The 16,694-nt window shown below is 40.4% G+C and carries 15 protein-coding genes; 6 read left to right on the top strand and 9 right to left on the bottom strand.

Annotation, left to right across the window (positions count from 1 at the left end):
• The first annotated feature begins 17 nt into the window (after positions 1-17).
• The 4 genes from T7867_RS00760 (at position 18) to T7867_RS00745 (ending at position 3,550) form a co-directional block, all read left to right on the top strand.
• Positions 18-659, top strand: a complete 642-nt coding sequence (locus tag T7867_RS00760) for a D-glycero-alpha-D-manno-heptose-1,7-bisphosphate 7-phosphatase (protein WP_245660226.1) — start codon at positions 18-20, stop codon at positions 657-659.
• A 247-nt stretch (positions 660-906) separates the two neighbouring features.
• On the top strand, positions 907-1,863 hold the full coding sequence (locus tag T7867_RS00755; RefSeq protein WP_157717587.1) for a hypothetical protein: 957 nt from the start codon (positions 907-909) through the stop codon (positions 1,861-1,863).
• The gene (locus tag T7867_RS00750; protein ID WP_068219728.1) at positions 1,860-2,870 is read left to right on the top strand and encodes a sensor histidine kinase; all 1,011 of its coding nucleotides are present in this window, start codon (positions 1,860-1,862) and stop codon (positions 2,868-2,870) included. The genes T7867_RS00755 and T7867_RS00750 overlap by 4 nt, the downstream gene beginning before the upstream one ends.
• Positions 2,867-3,550 carry a LytR/AlgR family response regulator transcription factor gene (locus tag T7867_RS00745; RefSeq protein ID WP_068219733.1) on the top strand — a complete coding sequence of 228 codons (684 nt, stop codon included), beginning with the start codon at positions 2,867-2,869 and terminating at the stop codon, positions 3,548-3,550. The genes T7867_RS00750 and T7867_RS00745 overlap by 4 nt, the downstream gene beginning before the upstream one ends.
• Before the next feature lie 516 nt (positions 3,551-4,066).
• Here the strand turns inward: T7867_RS00745 and T7867_RS00740 are convergent.
• Positions 4,067-4,405, bottom strand: coding sequence for a hypothetical protein (locus T7867_RS00740; RefSeq protein ID WP_068219736.1), 339 nt, complete (start codon positions 4,403-4,405; stop codon positions 4,067-4,069).
• A gap of 13 nt (positions 4,406-4,418) precedes the next feature.
• Positions 4,419-5,816 carry a Gfo/Idh/MocA family protein gene (locus tag T7867_RS00735; RefSeq protein ID WP_068219739.1) on the bottom strand — a complete coding sequence of 466 codons (1,398 nt, stop codon included), beginning with the start codon at positions 5,814-5,816 and terminating at the stop codon, positions 4,419-4,421.
• A gap of 95 nt (positions 5,817-5,911) precedes the next feature.
• On the opposite strand from T7867_RS00735, the gene T7867_RS00730 reads away from it, so the two are divergent.
• Positions 5,912-7,090, top strand: coding sequence for a VOC family protein (locus tag T7867_RS00730; RefSeq protein ID WP_068219741.1), 1,179 nt, complete (start codon positions 5,912-5,914; stop codon positions 7,088-7,090).
• Positions 7,091-7,194: 104 nt separating this feature from the next.
• Here T7867_RS00730 and T7867_RS00725 read toward each other — a convergent pair whose 3' ends face one another.
• The 5 genes from T7867_RS00725 to hutH form a co-directional block, all read right to left on the bottom strand.
• Entirely contained in the window at positions 7,195-8,250 is a 1,056-nt protein-coding gene (locus T7867_RS00725; RefSeq protein ID WP_068219744.1) for a sensor histidine kinase, read from the bottom strand.
• Positions 8,251-8,543: 293 nt separating this feature from the next.
• Positions 8,544-9,770, bottom strand: coding sequence for an imidazolonepropionase (gene hutI, locus T7867_RS00720; protein WP_068219747.1), 1,227 nt, complete (start codon positions 9,768-9,770; stop codon positions 8,544-8,546).
• A gap of 16 nt (positions 9,771-9,786) precedes the next feature.
• Positions 9,787-10,677: a BRO family protein gene (locus tag T7867_RS00715; protein ID WP_068219749.1), complete on the bottom strand. Its 891-nt coding sequence runs from the start codon at positions 10,675-10,677 to the stop codon at positions 9,787-9,789.
• Between the two features lie 68 nt (positions 10,678-10,745).
• The gene (locus T7867_RS00710) at positions 10,746-12,737 is read right to left on the bottom strand and encodes a urocanate hydratase (protein WP_068219752.1); all 1,992 of its coding nucleotides are present in this window, start codon (positions 12,735-12,737) and stop codon (positions 10,746-10,748) included.
• An 11-nt stretch (positions 12,738-12,748) separates the two neighbouring features.
• On the bottom strand, positions 12,749-14,305 hold the full coding sequence (hutH, locus tag T7867_RS00705; RefSeq protein WP_068219755.1) for a histidine ammonia-lyase: 1,557 nt from the start codon (positions 14,303-14,305) through the stop codon (positions 12,749-12,751).
• A gap of 224 nt (positions 14,306-14,529) precedes the next feature.
• On the opposite strand from hutH, the gene T7867_RS00700 reads away from it, so the two are divergent.
• On the top strand, positions 14,530-15,405 hold the full coding sequence (locus tag T7867_RS00700; RefSeq protein WP_068219758.1) for a LysR family transcriptional regulator: 876 nt from the start codon (positions 14,530-14,532) through the stop codon (positions 15,403-15,405).
• 12 nt (positions 15,406-15,417) lie between these two features.
• On the opposite strand, the gene T7867_RS00695 is transcribed toward T7867_RS00700, so the two are convergent.
• Both T7867_RS00695 and T7867_RS00690 read right to left on the bottom strand, forming a co-directional pair.
• On the bottom strand, positions 15,418-16,167 hold the full coding sequence (locus T7867_RS00695; protein ID WP_068219761.1) for a hypothetical protein: 750 nt from the start codon (positions 16,165-16,167) through the stop codon (positions 15,418-15,420).
• Positions 16,157-16,660: a hypothetical protein gene (locus T7867_RS00690; RefSeq protein ID WP_157717588.1), complete on the bottom strand. Its 504-nt coding sequence runs from the start codon at positions 16,658-16,660 to the stop codon at positions 16,157-16,159. The genes T7867_RS00695 and T7867_RS00690 overlap by 11 nt, the downstream gene beginning before the upstream one ends.
• Positions 16,661-16,694: the final 34 nt, after the last annotated feature.

Genomic DNA, 16,694 nt, shown 5'->3' with positions numbered 1-16,694 from the left:
CTAAACGATTTCCAATAATGAGCGATTCAGGGATGGAAATTAACTTTCCTTATTTTAGCTCAAAATTGAATATAAAGAGAAACGACTGTTTGTACATAGAGTTAGACAGTGTTTCTGTAAAAGATGTTAAGATGGGTGTGACGAAATGCGTTTTTCTTGATAGAGACGGGGTCTTGAATGAAGAATTGGGGTATCAAGTAACCAAGCCAGAAGAATTTAAGGTGAAGGAAGGAATTGCAGAGCCTTTAAAACAACTGAAGGAAGCCGGTTATTTGCTTATAGTAATTACCAACCAAAGCGGAATTGCTAAAGGCAACTATACGGAAGACTTTGTTTTGGAGTGTCATGAGCGAATTCAGCAGGCTTGTGGAGGAATATTGGATGACTTGTATTTCGCGCCAGGGCATGAGTCGGTAAGTAAGAGTTTGCTGCGCAAACCAGATTCTTTGATGTTCGAGAAAGCCATTGCGAAGTACAACATCGATCCGGCTCAGAGCTGGATGATAGGAGATAAGGAAAGAGACTTAATTCCAGCTAAAAAGCTTGGTATAGGTAGCATTCATTTGACAGACAAGGAAGTTTCTGAGTATGCCGACTTTAAGGTTTCTGACCTTACTGAAGCAGTCGCTGAAATTTTGAATGTTAAGGTTGAAGGATGAATTGGTGTACTTTTTTCTATTTAAGTTTTTACCCCTGTCCCCTAAAGGGGCAGTACAATTTCAGTACAGATGCGCTCCATGAAAAACAGCTGCAGCAAAAGCGCAATACTCAATACCCACTACGCAATACCGGCTTTAGCCATGTTCATCCCGAAAATCACCTTGTTCACCGATAAAATTTGAGTAGACCTACGAGTTCAAACACATTTGGAGCATGAAAACGAACAACAATCAAAAACTCAAAATCATGAAAAAGTTAAAAGTGTTTGTAGCCTTTGGGGCGCTATGTTTCTTAATGAGCTCTTGTGTGTATTCTCTGTTTCCAATTTATACCGAAGACACTTTGGTGTATTTGCCAGAGCTGCTGGGAAAATGGCAATTAGATGCTAATGACCCGAATTCGTATATAGAATTTACACCTACCTCTGAAAAAGAAGATGCCACTGTTAAGTTAAACAATGTCACATCTAAGTTTGAAATGAATGATGATAGTGATGGCGATAAAGAAACTTACTCTTACCAGCTTAGTGGTGACAGTTGGAGCATAAAGTCCGATGATCCAATCACAATCAAGAAAAATGGGGAAATTATCTCAGACCAAGCGGAGGTTAAGGCTCATTATGATTCATTGTTTGGAACGCTGAATTCTGACATGAAAAATGGACTAGGGAAAATGGTCAAAGAGCTAGATTCTGCGGCTAATTCTGAAGGATCTAAATTAAATAAGGCCTTGAACGATTTAGGTGACGGACTGGGTAAATTAGGTGATGCTTTAAAGAAAGCGGAAGCTAAGTTTAAAGGAACGGCCTACGTGAGTACTGAGGAGAGCTACAGAATGACCGTGTCTGATGATGGTACAATTCAGTCATATATGGTTCATATCGTAGAAATTGGAAGCGAATATTTCATGGATATGTATCCACTACCAGAATTTACTGATAACACCTTCAGCGAAAACTTATTTCCTGTTCATACCTTCATGAAGTTAGATGTACAAGGAGATCGATTAAGCTTAATTCCATTTGACTTAGAAAAGTTGAATGAGCTCTTCGAAAGCAATCTTATCAGGCTTAGACATGAGTACGTGGATGGCAACGTTGTAATCACAGCACAGCCGAAAGAGATTCAAAAGTTTCTGTCTAAATATTCAAATGATGAGACTGTCTTTGAAGAAGTAGAATCTTATAACAGACTTGTTCAATGAGAATTTTTCTAAAGGTCATCAACTCAAAATGGTTTCAGCACCCGGTCTTCTGGGTGTTGTCCATTTATGCGATTGGGAATTATTTTGCCATTTCCAATCTCTTCAAGTTTATAGATTTTTTCTACTCGCTCCTCTTTCATATCCCTTTGGTGTTTTTGGTTTACATCAATCTGAGGCTACTAATCCCTAAGTTTCTTCAAAAGGGTAAATACTTGTTATACGGACTTGCAGGGCTTCTGCTTCTTGCGGCTACTTATGGCATTCATGAGTTCACTTTTGAGCTTTTACTTCCAGTTTTGCCCACAGAGTTTTACATGGTGTCTTTCACTGATTGGGAAGTGCTACTCACCATTTTTTCAATCTATTTAGTGTTGACCACGCTACTTACACTTTCTAAATCGTGGTACAGGCTACAGCAGGTCGAAAAGGAAAAGCTTTCTATTGAACTGAACTCTTTAAAAGCTCAGGTAAACCCACATTTCCTGTTCAATAGTCTCAACAGTATTTATTCTTTGGCTCTCGCGAAAAGTGAGCAAACCGCAGAGACGGTGCTTGAGCTTTCCAACTTACTCAGATATATGCTTTATGAGGTTTCTGAGGAAAAAGTTGACTTGAGGAAAGAGGTTGAAATGATCGAAAATTACATTGAACTTCAAAAGCTTCGGGCCGATGATTCTACCGAAGTGAAGTTTGAAATAATGGGTGACCTAAACGAAACTAAAGTGGCGCCATTGCTCTTCTTCCCATTGATTGAAAATGCATTCAAACACGGAGTGAAAGGTGTTTCTGAGTCCGCTTTTATTCACTTGATGTTGAATGTAAAAAGAGGCATTGAGTTCACTATCGTTAATAACAAAGGTCAGGTTGACGATATGGAAAAAGGTAAGTTTGGTGGAATAGGTTTAGAAAATGTGAGGCGAAGACTGGAGTTGATTTATCCTGATGCTCATGAATTTGAAGTGATAGAAACGGAAGATGTTTTTGAAGTTAAATTGAAGCTGATATGATCAAGTGTCTAATCGTTGATGATGAACCATTGAGCCGTCAGGTGCTGAAAGGCTTTGTATCTGATCATCCAGATTTGGAGTTAGCCGGAGAATGCAAAGATGCTCTGGAAGCAATGAGCTTTCTGCAGAAGCATGGGGTGGATTTATTATTTCTGGATATCAATATGCCTAAACTCTCAGGGGTGAATTTCTATAAATCGCTACAGAATAAGCCGGAAGTAATCTTCACAACAGCCTATTCTGAGTTTGCGGTAGAAGGTTTTGAACTGAATGCCATTGATTACCTAATGAAGCCAATTGCTTTCGAACGGTTTATCAAGGCCATACAAAAGGTAAAAGACAAGTTAGGGCAGAATAGCAGTAGTTCTCCAGTTCAGGATTATATCATGCTCAAGGCCGATAAAAAGATGTACCGAACCCCTTTTGAAGACATCCTCTTCTGCGAAGCTTTGGGTGATTATGTGAAAGTCCATTTGAGCGATAAGGTGCTGATTGTAACCACCACCATGAAGAAATTACTTACTGAATTGCCAGAGCAAATATTTCTTCGAACCCATAAGTCATACATCATCAATAAAACCAAGGTGGAGTATATTGAGGGCAATCAGATCAAGATCGGTGAGGGCATGGTCTCTATCGGGCAGAGTTATAGGGATGAAGTGATGAGGGCTTTGGGCTAGTTTTATTCAAGGCTTGACTTTGAGTCAAACCCTGATTATGTCTCATCAAATTTCGGTGCACCGTCATTGCGAGAAGTGAAACCTACGTCAGCAAGGTTTCATGACGAAGCAATCCGCCTGTTGCTTGCACAAAGGAGTGTCTATTGCAAATCGACTGCTCCAACATCATCGTTGCAAACGAAGATGAGTTAGGGGTGAGTAGTAGAACCAATCTATCTATCGGTTCCGTCATTACGAGGAACAATTAATGTGTAAACAATTAATTGTGACGTGGTAATCGATTAGTAGTGAAATACAAGTGCTGAAAACATTCTGACAATCTCTGTCTTAGGTTCGTTTCACTTACTTTTCTTTTGATTCTCCAAAAGAAAAGTAACAAAAGAAAAAGCGACCAACATCAAAACCATCGAAGTGACATTGACAATCTTAGTTGTTATTCCAGTCGATGGTCACGTCCCGAAGGTTGTCGGGATTTGATCCCAGCCCTCTCGAGCATAGGTCAGTAGTTGTTAGCAATTAATGCCAGTCATAATTACAAAATCTACATTGCTTAGCATATGGAGTTCGAGCGAGTTTCCCACATTTTGGACACTTGTTGATATATACCTCCCTCGGGCTTTCAGACATTACTCTTTCACACACTTTCCTCTTAAAATTATCGTAACCACCTTCCAATAATTTTAAGGCATCTTTATTTGTTGTCCTCCATTTACTCATTAACATTTCTCTCAGCTTATGGCTAGAATCCATAGGTTTTTGCTGAGTCATATAATGTTTGTTAGCTAGGTTTTCTTCAAAAGTGAGAAGATTAGAATAGTAGGTTATTATATAGTCTTCAAGTGCTATCTCTTTCATGTATCAGATGACATTATGAGATAATCCCCAACTCCTTAGTCTCTTTCCAGCCACCACGGGTGAAGTCTGGGAAGGCTTGAGGTATACCGTCTTCAGCAACTGATTTTTCACTAAGTGGCCCAACGGCACTCCAGAAACAACCTTCATACAGATTTTGGTCTAGTGGGGTTCCTGTTCGAAGTGACTCTACAATGCGATAACGCATAATGCCGTCCATGCCGCCATGGCCTGAGTTTTTAGTGCTTTCGTTCAGCTTTTTGTACAGCGGGTGATCGTATCTCTCATACAATGCAGCCAAAGCTTCCTGACCTTGTGCCCAAGAGTGGTGATTATAGGTAAATCCTTCAACACCACCTTCTAAAGCCACTCTTGTTGGGAAGCCAGCCAAGCAACCTGTTGTTCCTTGAATAAGGTTCAGTCGAGAGTAAGGTCTTGGACTGGTTTCATCCCACTGCACCATTACAGTTCTCCCTAATTGGGTTTTGATGATGGAGGTGTTCAAATCTCCGCCTTTATAATCCAGTTGGTTCCACTTATGATCTTCAGCATAATTCTCTTTGGCATATTTAGCTCTGCCCATTGCTGGGGTCGAATAAGAAACTAAGGTTCCAAATGTGTCATCTTTTCTGGCCAAGTTCATGTATTGAGCAACAGGGCCTAAACCATGGGTAGGGTAGAGGTTACCGTTTCGATTAGCATAGTGATGGGTTCTCCATGAACCTGTTCCACGCTCTTGCTCTTCCATCTGAAAGCGTAGTTCGTGAATGTATGAAGCTTCACCATGAAGAATGTCTCCAATCAATCCCTGACGGCACATATTGAGGAACATCAATTCATCCCGACCATAGTTCACATTCTCCATCATCATGCAGTGCTTTCCTGTAGCTTCTGAAGTGTCAACAATAGCCCACATTTCATCAAGTGTGGTGGCTAGCGGTACTTCTACAAATGCATGAGCACCTTGTTTCATTGCTTCAATGGCCATAGGTGCATGGTTTGCCCAGTTGGTAGATATAATTACTGCATCAGGTTTCGTCTCAGAAAGCATCTGCTTCCACTTGTTTTCATCACCATAATAGAGTTTGATATTCTGATGCCTCCCCTCGCCAACTTCCTTGCAGCGATCGGCAGAACGTTGAGCCCAGTCTTCGTATAAGTCGCTGATGGCCACTATTTCAGTCCCTTCTAACGAGGCAAAGTCTCTAGCGTGGCCACTACCTCTAGCACCAACGCCAATGAGGGCAATTTTTACTGTTTCGAGTTTAGGAGCGGCAAAGTCTCCCATGTATTGAGAGCCTGTAGGTCTTTCTTGTTCTTGTTCGGCACAGCTATCGAAAGCAGTGGCTGTGGCTAAGGCAGCTGCGGTAAGTGAGGTCTTCTTTAAAAAATTCCGTCTGTCTAGTTTGGACATAGTTAGTGAGTTATGCTTGAAGAAGCATATTGAAACCTTTTTTTCTGAAAGTCAAATAGAAGCTTACTTTTGGTGAATCGTATGATTTAAAGCCTATGAAACTGAACTCTAAAATTTTGATTTTGGCACTTTTGCCAATCCTTTTTTCTTGCTCTTCTGAAAAGGAAGAAACACTAGCTGCCTTTGAAGTCTATTGCGAGATGGTAGCAAATACTGCTAAACCCATAGCACTGAGCCCTATTTTTGAACCTGACGAAGCTGATGAATTGCAGGCCGATTTTAATCGAATAGCGGAAGCTAGCGGACTGAAGATTTTTCGTGAAGATGCCTTCCCTGTTACAGCTTTGTATGCAGGAGAGTTTACCGAAGGGAAAACCATTTTCGGTATTTATAAAGATGAAAATCGGTTTGTTCAGTATAAGCAACTTAAGGAAGACGTAGTCAATGAAAACGGAACTCCTGTTGAGTTGGGTAGAAGAATGGGGAGGTTGCTTGGTTACAGCCCTCAAGGAATCAATGAGTTGTTAATGGATAATTCTGAAGTCGAAGTCTATTCAGCTTATCAAGTGGAGGAACAGATTACTCATTTGTACTACCAAAATGTAGAAAGAGCTAAAGCCTTTTATGCTGAAAAGCTAGGTTTACAAGCGAGAGGAGATAATCAATTCTTCATTGGTTCTTCCGCTTTAATACAAATTAATCCGGTTTCTGATGCTCACCCTGCTGGTCAGCCGAAGTCTACCGCTATTGCACTTTTAACTGATCAGCTACCAGAGTGGTACGCCCATGTTCAAGAGCAAGGAATTGAAATAAAGTATACTTACAAACCTAAAGAGGGTGGTCCGCACGATGGCTTTGTTGCTATTGACCCTGAGGGCTATTTGCTAGAATTCGAACAGTTTAAACAACATCCAGAAAATGAATTGTTTATGGCCGCTTTAGCTCAAACTCCTAAGATGGAAACTAAGATTGATGGATTAAACTTCTATGCTTCTATTACTTGGACTTATCATCAAGATTTACTCGCCATGGAAAACTTTTACAATGAGGTTTTTGGCTATCAGATGGTTGCAGATCAGGGCTGGACAAAGATTTATCAGACGTCAGCTGACGGTTTTATTGGTTTGGTAGATGAAAGAAGAGGCATGGAAAACTATGCTGATGAAAAAGCGATAGAACTAGAGTGGGTAGTGAAAGACAAAGAACTTTTACAGAATGCTAAGCTTGAACAAGTTCTAATTGGTCCAGAAAAATATAGGTACACATTCAAGTAAGTTGATTAGTTGGCTCTTTCTAAGAGTGCTAATTATTCACTTTTAGCGTCATTCTGCTTTGAGGCCTCAAAGCAGAATGACGAACTCTATGCTGTTGACTGGCTTCAATCTTCCATTAAGTAGGAGATAGTGAATTTAGAGCCTTTGTCTATTCCCTCACTTTCAGCCTTAATTTCTCCCCCAATTCTCTTCATTAAATTCTGACACAGAAACATGCCTACTCCAGAAGAAGCCTCGTTGGCAGTTCCATTTCTCTGAAGAGGAGAGTTGTATTTAAAAATCTGGCTGGCCTCATCAGGTGGAAAACCTTTACCTGAATCTTCTACTATTATGTCTAATAGTCTGTCACGTTTTTCAATCTTTATCTCAATAGTGTCTCCATTATGAGAGAACTTAATGGCATTGTCTAGCACGTTATGCAAAACCCGTTGCAACGAATGTTTAGGAATATTGGCACATTGTTGATAACCGCTAACTTTCAGCTTGATGTTCTTTTCTCTGAATGCACCTTTTAGTTCATCGGTTGTTTCTTTAATTAGCTCAGGTATTCCGATAGTGGATTTTTTGATGTCCCGATCTAGCTCTAGCTTTTGTTCCTTAATTAGGTTTAAATAGTACCTGAGCTGATTCAATTGGTTCTTGAGAGATTCCTCTAGCATAGATACAAGCTCATGATCGTCTATCTGAGATTTTCCCTCTTTCATTAATCCTGTAACTCCCAAGGCTGTTCTTACTGGACTTTGTAAGTCGTGAGATAAAATCTGAAGAATATTGGTTCTTTCTTCTTCACTTCGCCTTAATTCCTCTATAGATTTTTGAACATCTGCCATTAAAACTCCGGCTTCGTCTTTAAAATGTATAGGAAGCTTAGGCTCTTTGTTATACTCTATATAATCGTTCAGAGCCCTTTTTGCCAACATAACTGGTTTTAGCAGTTTGGTAAGGATTAATAAAGTGATTCCCGTGGCAATTAATGTAAACAGCAAAGTCAAAATAGCAATTGGTGTAGCTGTTTCAGGCGGCAGGTGAGTAATGAGTAGGTAACCAATAATTGCAAAAAGTGGAATATGGATACCCACAAAAGCCACTGCCAAGATTTTCAGAGTGAACCTGTTTTGTAAAACTGGAACCCTCGACAAAAAAGTATAGGTACGCATCATGGTTAATGGATTGGTTTGAGTTGAACATAGTAAACATATTCAATCGCATCAACACGAATCGAAGAAAGATAATATTGAAATCATACTATTATATCTCCTCAGTCAGCGTATTGTTTAAGCTAAAAGTTGGTTTGTATATAGGGAAATGAAATTAGTACTCGGGTAATTGTAGTTGGTCTTTTTACGTGTTTTATGTGGAGGTGATCTCTGCGAATTTTATGAACGGAAGAAGGTTCACAGCTTTCAGTATTGAAAATTTAGAATGGGTAATTACTGCTTAGTGTGTTCCGTTTTTAGAATTTGTCACCACTAATATAGACCTCATCTATCCAGTCTACTCCAAAGTTATAACTAATTGAGTTGAGGTTTTTACCAGCTTTAGCAATTATGAAATTGGCTCTTTTACCTTTAGTAATGCTACCAACTTCGCTTTCTAGCTCTAGCGCAAAGGCCGCGTTAAAGGTGGTGGCATTAAAGGCTTCTTCTGGTTGGAGCCCCATTTTAAGGCAACCCAAACTATTGGCAAAGCTGAGGTTGAAAGAAGGGGCTGAACCTGGATTGAAATCAGAAGCAATAACCAATGGCAAGCCATTGTCTATTATTTTGCGGCCAGGTGTGTAAGGAATTTTGATGAAAAATGAGCAACCAGGCAAAGCCACTGGTATGGTGTCAGAGTCTTTCAGTAGGCTTATTTCCTCATCAGTTAACACTTCCAGGTGGTCTACAGAAACAGCTCCATGCTCTATGGCTTTTTCAATGCCTCCAATAGAATTGAACTGGTTCACGTGAACTTTCCCTTTTAAGTCGAACTTTTCTCCAGCCTCCAATATTCTGTCCATTTGTTCAACAGTATAATAGCCTTCTTCACAAAAACAGTCTATGTAATCAGCTAACTGCTGAGAGTAGACCTCAGGGAGCATTTCCTGAATCATGGTGTTCATGTACTTCTCTTGGTCTCTATCTGGAAAAGCATGAGCGCCTAAAAACGTAGCCTTTATTGGTATGGTGAATATCTCTGAAAGCCTACTGATTACCTGTAGCATTTTTATTTCTGCTTCCATGGTGAGCCCATAACCACTCTTTATCTCAATAGCACCTGTGCCAGAACGAATTACCTCGTTAAGCCGAATTGCTGCACGTTCAGTCAATTCTTCTAAACTCATGCGCTGCAGTTTTCTGGCAGAATTGAGTATGCCGCCCCCAGCTTCCGCAATAGACTGGTAGTCCATTCCTTTTATTTTCATCACATACTCTTCATCTCTATCTTCTGCAAAAACCAAGTGAGTGTGACTGTCCACAAAAGTTGGCGTAACCATTCTGCCTTTTAGATCAATTACTTCTTCACCAGCTTCAGGTTGAAAGGTATCCATTGTACCGAAGTCTGAGATTGTACCATCTTCTACCTTAAGCCAGGCATTAGCAATGCTCGGAACATCGGCCATCATGGCGCCACGAAGAATATTGGTTCCTTGTTCTCTTACCTGAACAAGCTGCGAAATATTGATAAAGGTTTTGGTCATGTTCTGGGTTTGTAGTTTATTTCTTCAATTTTTTCTGTACCGTGGATTGAACAATTTCTTTCTGTTTGGTGGCCGAATTGAGTTCTTTCATGTTCTTATGTGTCACCACTTTTTTGCCCGTCTCCTTTTCAATTTTCTCAACGGCTTCTTTTGTGATCTGACCTGCGATATGAATTTGATTTTGTGTTTCAACAAAACCTTGAGCGTCCGATTTGTCTATTAGTTCTTTAGCAGCAGTTTCACTAAAAAGAGTGGTGGCCAATTCCATTGGGGTCATATTATCGCGTAAGCTCTCTTTGGATGAAAGGCCTTTATGCTCTTTATATTCTTTAGCAGTGTAACCAGACCATGATTTGTACATTTCGTTGGTCAGCACAGCGTATTCGTATCCTGGCTTAATGCCTCTTTCCTTTAATGAATCTGTTAGGCTTACCCTGGTATCAATTCCAGCAATTCTTGTTTGAACCCACTCTTGGGTATATCCCTTCTGTAAATAATAACCTTTTGCTCTCTCTATTGCTTTTGCAGGTTGTTCGATCTCTTCAATTCGCTCAGCCCCAAGTCTGGCTAGCCACCTTTTGAATGGCTCTGCTTTTTTGGAAGGGATTTCTTGAATTATTCGAAGTAAGCCTTCATTATTAGCACAATTGACAGCTTGCCTGCCTCCTGTTGTTAAAATAGGAAGGGGGTGTACAATTTGTACCCACCCTTCTTTTAATGCCTCATTTCTTTGTCTTAGCTTTTTAATATACTGTTTTGGATCCTTTGAATCGGTTAAAGCCTTAACTACATCCTCGATGGAATAAAACCATTCTTCATCGAAAAGAACCCTTCTGATTTCCGTGTCTTCAAAAATTGCCAGCTTGTTGGAGTCTGCTGTTTTCGATAAACCTGTTTTCTTAGTCATTTGGCTAATGAGTGTGTGATGGATAAACTGCTTGTCTCAATTTAGAGTTTTCAAGCGTTAATTCTAAATCAAAACAGGTCGTTCAGCAATTCCTCATCTACCAAATTAGGCGTTGTTACTTTAAGTTTTGGTTCGGCTTTCATAGCCCTCTCAATACTACTCATAGCATGAGGGTTTCTGGCCCAATTTCTACGGGCAATACCGTTGTTAACATCCCAAAAAAGCATGCTTTTGAGCTTTGCTTCTGCGTCTTCAGAACCATCTAGTAACATGCCGAAACCACCGTTAATGACTTCACCCCAGCCAACACCGCCACCATTGTGTAACGAAACCCAGGTGGCACCTCGGAAAGCATCTCCCACAAAGTTCTGTACCGCCATGTCTGCCGTAAATTGAGAGCCATCGTAGATGTTAGAGGTCTCTCGGTAGGGCGAATCTGTTCCAGAAACATCATGATGATCTCTACCCAAAACAACTGGGCCTATGGCGCCTTGCTTGATAGCATCATTAAAGGCAGAGGCTATGCGCATTCGGCCTTCAGCATCGGCATAGAGTATTCGAGCCTGAGAACCGACTACTAGCTCGTTTTTCTTGGCCTCTTTTACCCAATGGAGGTTATCAGATAGTTGCGGTTTGATTTCATCTGGGGCCTCATTGAGCATTTCTTCTAGAACCGATGCGGCAATGGCATCAGTTTTGTCTAGGTCTGCTGGTTTGCCAGAGGTGCAGACCCAACGGAACGGCCCAAAACCATAATCAAAACAGAGTGGCCCCATAATGTCCTGCACGTAACTCGGGTACCTGAAATTTCCTTCATCAGTCATTACTTCTGCACCTGCTCTACTAGCTTCTAGCAAGAAAGCATTTCCGTAATCGAAAAAGTAAGTTCCTTTTGCTGTGTGTTTATTAATAGCCTTAGCATGTCTTTTTAGGGTGGTTTGAATTACATTTTTGAAGGTTTTAGGGTCTTCTGCCATTAGTGTGTTTGCTTGGTCATAGCTCATGCCCATTGGGTAATATCCGCCTGCGTAAGGATTATGCAAAGATGTCTGGTCTGAACCAATATCTATTTTCACGCCAGCCTCATCAAAGGCCTCCCATACCTCCACAATGTTGCCTATGTAAGCGAAAGAGATGGCTTTTCCTTCAGATACAGCCTTGCGTACTTTAACAATCAAATCTGAAATGTACTCAGTAACTACATCTACCCAGCCTTGCTCATGTCGTTTATAAGCAGCCTTTGGATTGATCTCAGCAGTAACGGAAACCAACCCTGCAATTTTAGCAGCTTTTGGTTGAGCTCCGCTCATGCCACCTAGCCCTGAAGTCACAAATAGCAAACCCTTGAAGTTTCCATCAGGTCTCTTCATTCTAGCTGCATTGAGCACAGTAATAGTAGTGCCATGAACAATACCTTGAGGCCCAATGTACATGTATGAACCAGCGGTCATTTGTCCGTATTGTGTTACGCCAAGCGCATTGAATTTTTCCCAATCATCTGGTTTAGAATAGTTCGGGATCATCATGCCATTGGTGGCCACTACACGAGGCGCATTTTTAGTAGAAGGAAATAAGCCCATTGGGTGACCTGAATACATCACTAAAGTTTGCTCATCGGTCATTTCTGCTAGGTATTTCATGGTGAGCCTATATTGTGCCCAATTTTGAAACACGGCTCCATTTCCACCATAGGTAATCAATTCATAAGGGTGCTGAGCAACTTGATGATCGAGGTTGTTTTGAATCATCAACATAATGGCCTTTGCCTGCTCCGACTTCCCTGGGTATTCACTGATGCTTCTCGCCTTAATTTCGTGTTGAGGCATAAAGCGGTACATATATATCCGCCTGTGAGTCTTTAGTTCTTCTAAAAATTCTTGAGCCAACTCTTGGTGCCATTCTACTGGAAAGTATCGCAAAGCATTTTTTAGAGCAAGCTTTTTCTCTTCTGGGCAAAGCACCTCCTTTCTTTTAGGCGCTCTATTTGTTTTAGGATCGAACTTTGGTGGCTGGGGTAATTCCGAAGGTATTCCTTCTAATAGTTCCTCTTGAAAAGTCATACTTTGCTGATTTAATACTGTTCAAATTCTGCCTCGAAAGGACTTTCGATTTGGCTCATTTCAGCCGTGGTGCTCGAGCTTAATTTTCGCTCTACAATAATTTTGTGCGCTTTTTGAATGTCGTCTGCAAAAATTCTATCTACATCCGCATGGTCAATTTTAGTCCTTACGTAGGCATGGCAGGCTTCTAAAATTGGTCCTGATTTTAAAGGTCTTCGGAAGTCGAAGGCCTGAGCGGCACAAAGCAATTCAATGGCCAGTATGTTTTCCAGATTACCGATAATCTGTAGAGCCTTTCTTCCACTGATAGAACCCATGCTGACGTGATCCTCCTGCCCAAGAGAGGTCGGAATGGAGTCTGCACTAGCAGGAAAACAAAGGCTCTTATTTTCAGACACCAAGGCTGCTGAAGTGTATTGCGGAAGCATAAAGCCTGAGTTGATTCCCGTGTTGTTCATCAGCAACTGTGGAAGGCCTTCCACTTTGCCTTCAAGAGAAAGGTATATTCTCCTGTCGGAAATATTGCCAATTTCGGCAGCGGCCAAAGCAGCATAGTCTAATGGCAAAGCCATTGGCTGACCATGGAAATTTCCTCCGCTAATAGTTTCTTCAGCACTTAGGATAATTGGATTGTCTGTGACCGAGTTAAGTTCAATTTCCAGGAGCTCTTTTAGGTGTAGCCAGGCGTTTCTAGAGGTTCCGTGTACTTGAGGAATACAACGCAAGGAATAGGGGTCTTGCACCCGCTCGCAGTTTAAGTGTGAATTGAGAATTTCCGAACCCTGCAATAGGTTTCGTACTCTCAAAGCCACATGCTGATTACCCTTGAAAGGTCTAATCTCATGAAGCTTAGGGGAGAATGGCTTGGCGCTTCCCATGAGTGCTTCAATCATCATAGCACCAATAATATCGGCATGGCTCAGGCAATTGTGCAGTTTGTCAACCACCATTACGGCATGAGCAGCAATGAACTGAGTGCCATTGATTAATGCCAGACCTTCCTTCGGTCCTAAAGCAATTGGACCGAGATTGGTCTTCTGAAAAAGCTGTTCGGTGGTGATTCTTTCTCCCTCAAAAAATACTTCACCTAACCCGATTAGAGGGAGGAAGAGATGAGCCAATGGAGCCAGATCACCTGATGCCCCAACTGAGCCCTGCTCTGGAACTATGGGGGTTGCATTATTATCGATATGCCAGATAATTCTCTCTAGTGTAGAAAGCTGAATGCCGGAAAATCCTTGAGCCAAAGAATGCACCTTTAGAATTAGCATCAGTTTGGCAATGGTTTCATCTATTGGCTTGCCGACTCCTACACTATGGCTTTTGAGGATGTTGTATTGAAGTTCTTTGGTGTCTTTAGCCGAGATTTTGGTGGTGCAGAGTGGCCCAAAACCAGTGTTGATACCATAAACGGTCTCGCTGCCGGAAACTATTTCTTCTACTGCTTGGGTACTTTTCTTGACTTGCTCAATGGAGGCTTCTGATAATACTCCTTTGATTTTCCCATTGGCTATCTGCAGCGCAATGCCTGTGGTTAGTTGATCTATTCCGTACCTGAATTGGTTCATATTTTTTCCTTTAACTCGTTTTCTCAAAAGTCCATCAGGAGTACGTCATTCCCGCGTAGGAGGGGATCTCCATGGATTTGTACCAAGGCCGATAAGGATTCCCGTATTCAGGGGAATGACGGCTTAGTGGCTTTGAGGTTAAAACCAGTTTCAATCAAAATTACCGCTCTCGTTTAATTCATATAAATGATTTATTATTATTGAATAATAACTTTTGGTGATTAATGGAATTGAGACATTTGCGATATTTTGTGGTCTTGGGCAGGGAGCTTCACTTTGCCAAGGCAGCCGATAAGCTTTTTATAACACAGCCTGCTTTGAGTAAGCAGATTCAGCAATTAGAAGATGAGCTGAGTGTAAAGCTTTTTGAACGAACCAAGCGGAATGTAAAACTCACTGAAGCAGGAAGGTACTTACTAGACGAATCTCAATATATTCTTAATCATTTGGAGCAGGTGGTGGAGGCTACACAGCGCAAAGCTGAGGGAGAAGAAGGGGAGGTGAGGATTGGATTTGTTGGTTCGGCTATGCAGAACGTTATCCCCGATTTATTAGAAAGATTGAATACAAAACATCCTAGCATTCATACCTCGTTGCAAGAGTTGAACAATAAGGATCAGCTAGATAATTTGTTGCATTATAAGCTCGATATCGCTTTTGTAAGGCTAGAATCTGTGCCACGTGAACTAGAAAAGAAAGTGGTTTTTGAAGATTCTTTCTCCTTGGTTGTTTCAAAGGAGCATCCGATTGTAAGTAGCAATTTTGAGAGCTTAAAACAGTTTCAGCGCGAAAAATTCATTCTCTTTTCCAACGACTACAGTCAGGAGTATTACGATAATATCATGAGCATATTTATTGATCATGGTTTTCAACCGAAGGTTTCTCACAGATCAGTTCAGGCCAATAGTATTTTTCGTTTGGTAGAAAAGCAATTGGGTGTTGCCATTGTACCGAGTGCCATGCAAGACGGTGTAAACCTAGATATTGAGTTTATCTCATTAGCTCATCTCCGCCAAAGAACTCAACTGATGGCCGTTTGGCATAAGAAGAATAGAAACGAGGCTTTGGTGAAGTTTTTGGGGTTGATGGATAAGAACTAAACCTCTAAATTCTCATCTATTTTCTTTAAGAAAAACGTTCAGATCTTTTACCATATGCGTAATATTTAACTTGAGACTTTCAGAGGCAGCTTCGACAAGGCTAGTATTGAAGTCTTTTCTTAATGCCTTACTAGTCTGATACATACTTTGTAAGATATCTGTTTGCATCGTTAAGTCTTTGTGGTTTTCGTATACTAATGTTCCCTTTTTATATAGCTTGTAACTAATCTTTGAAGATCCATTTCCAGGACCTGCATGTTGATTTTCAGAAATAGAATAAACTAAAAAAAGATATAAGAACATTCCATCAACCTTTAAAGGGCCTGAGGCTCCAAAACTATCGAGGGACACAGATAGTTCGTAGTCTGAAATATCACTTTCTTCAAGAGTTAGATTGAAAACTCCGCTTCTTTGAATTTCTCTTTCAACATTTTCTTTAAAGAATAACTCGATGTTTTCCCTGTAAGAGTTACTTCCTATTTGATAATTAAAAGTGTAATTCCAGCTATTAAAGAAAATAGCAGGTACAACTTTAGATTCAGTCTTGTCCAGTTTAGCAAGACTGTAAACTTCATACCAAACAGAAGATGAGTCAAGTTTTACCTTTATAGGTAGTTTGTCTAATTCCTTGGCAGATTCATTAAGGTAAGAAAGAGTGGCAGGTTCCTTGGTTAAATGTTTGTAAATAGATTTAGAGGAAGTACATGAAAGGCATGTTAAAAAAAATAGGGTGCAGCCTGCAAAAAGAATTTTAGTTTTCATACCGGGCAAATTTAAATCTTTCTACCAGTATTTTGCCCACAGTTTCATTGCTTGTGCGATCATAAATTTTCTGATATTCTGACAGATAATTCAATGACTTTTTGAGCTCCATATAACAGTCAAGTTCCAGCATTCTTACTTGGTAATCGAATTTTGAGTCTTCTAAATTTTCTAGATATGACAAGGCATCCGCATACTTTTTTTTCCTCATTAGAAAAATAGCATTAATAAAGTCGCCCATTTCCTCTTCCTCTGAAAACATCGGGTCGTTTAGTATAAGCCTGTTTTGATTTATATGCTGAACTACTATGTTAGCATCAAGGTCATTTTTGAAGTAAGCATCTATTATTAATACTTCTTTATTTCTTTGAACCTGTGCCTTTTGAAAAGTATTACCATTGTATGTTACGGCTTCATAAACACTTTTCTGACAACTAGCCAAGGTTAAAAAACAAATGATCAAAATTGCGGGTGTTTTTGTTATAGTTTTCAACTGTGTCAAAATGGATTTTGACCGCAAATATGAT

The sequence above is a fragment of the Roseivirga spongicola genome, assembly GCF_034376045.1.
GTDB classification, from domain to species: Bacteria; Bacteroidota; Bacteroidia; order Cytophagales; family Cyclobacteriaceae; genus Roseivirga; species Roseivirga spongicola.
This window is presented reverse-complemented; position numbering and strand designations above follow the sequence as displayed.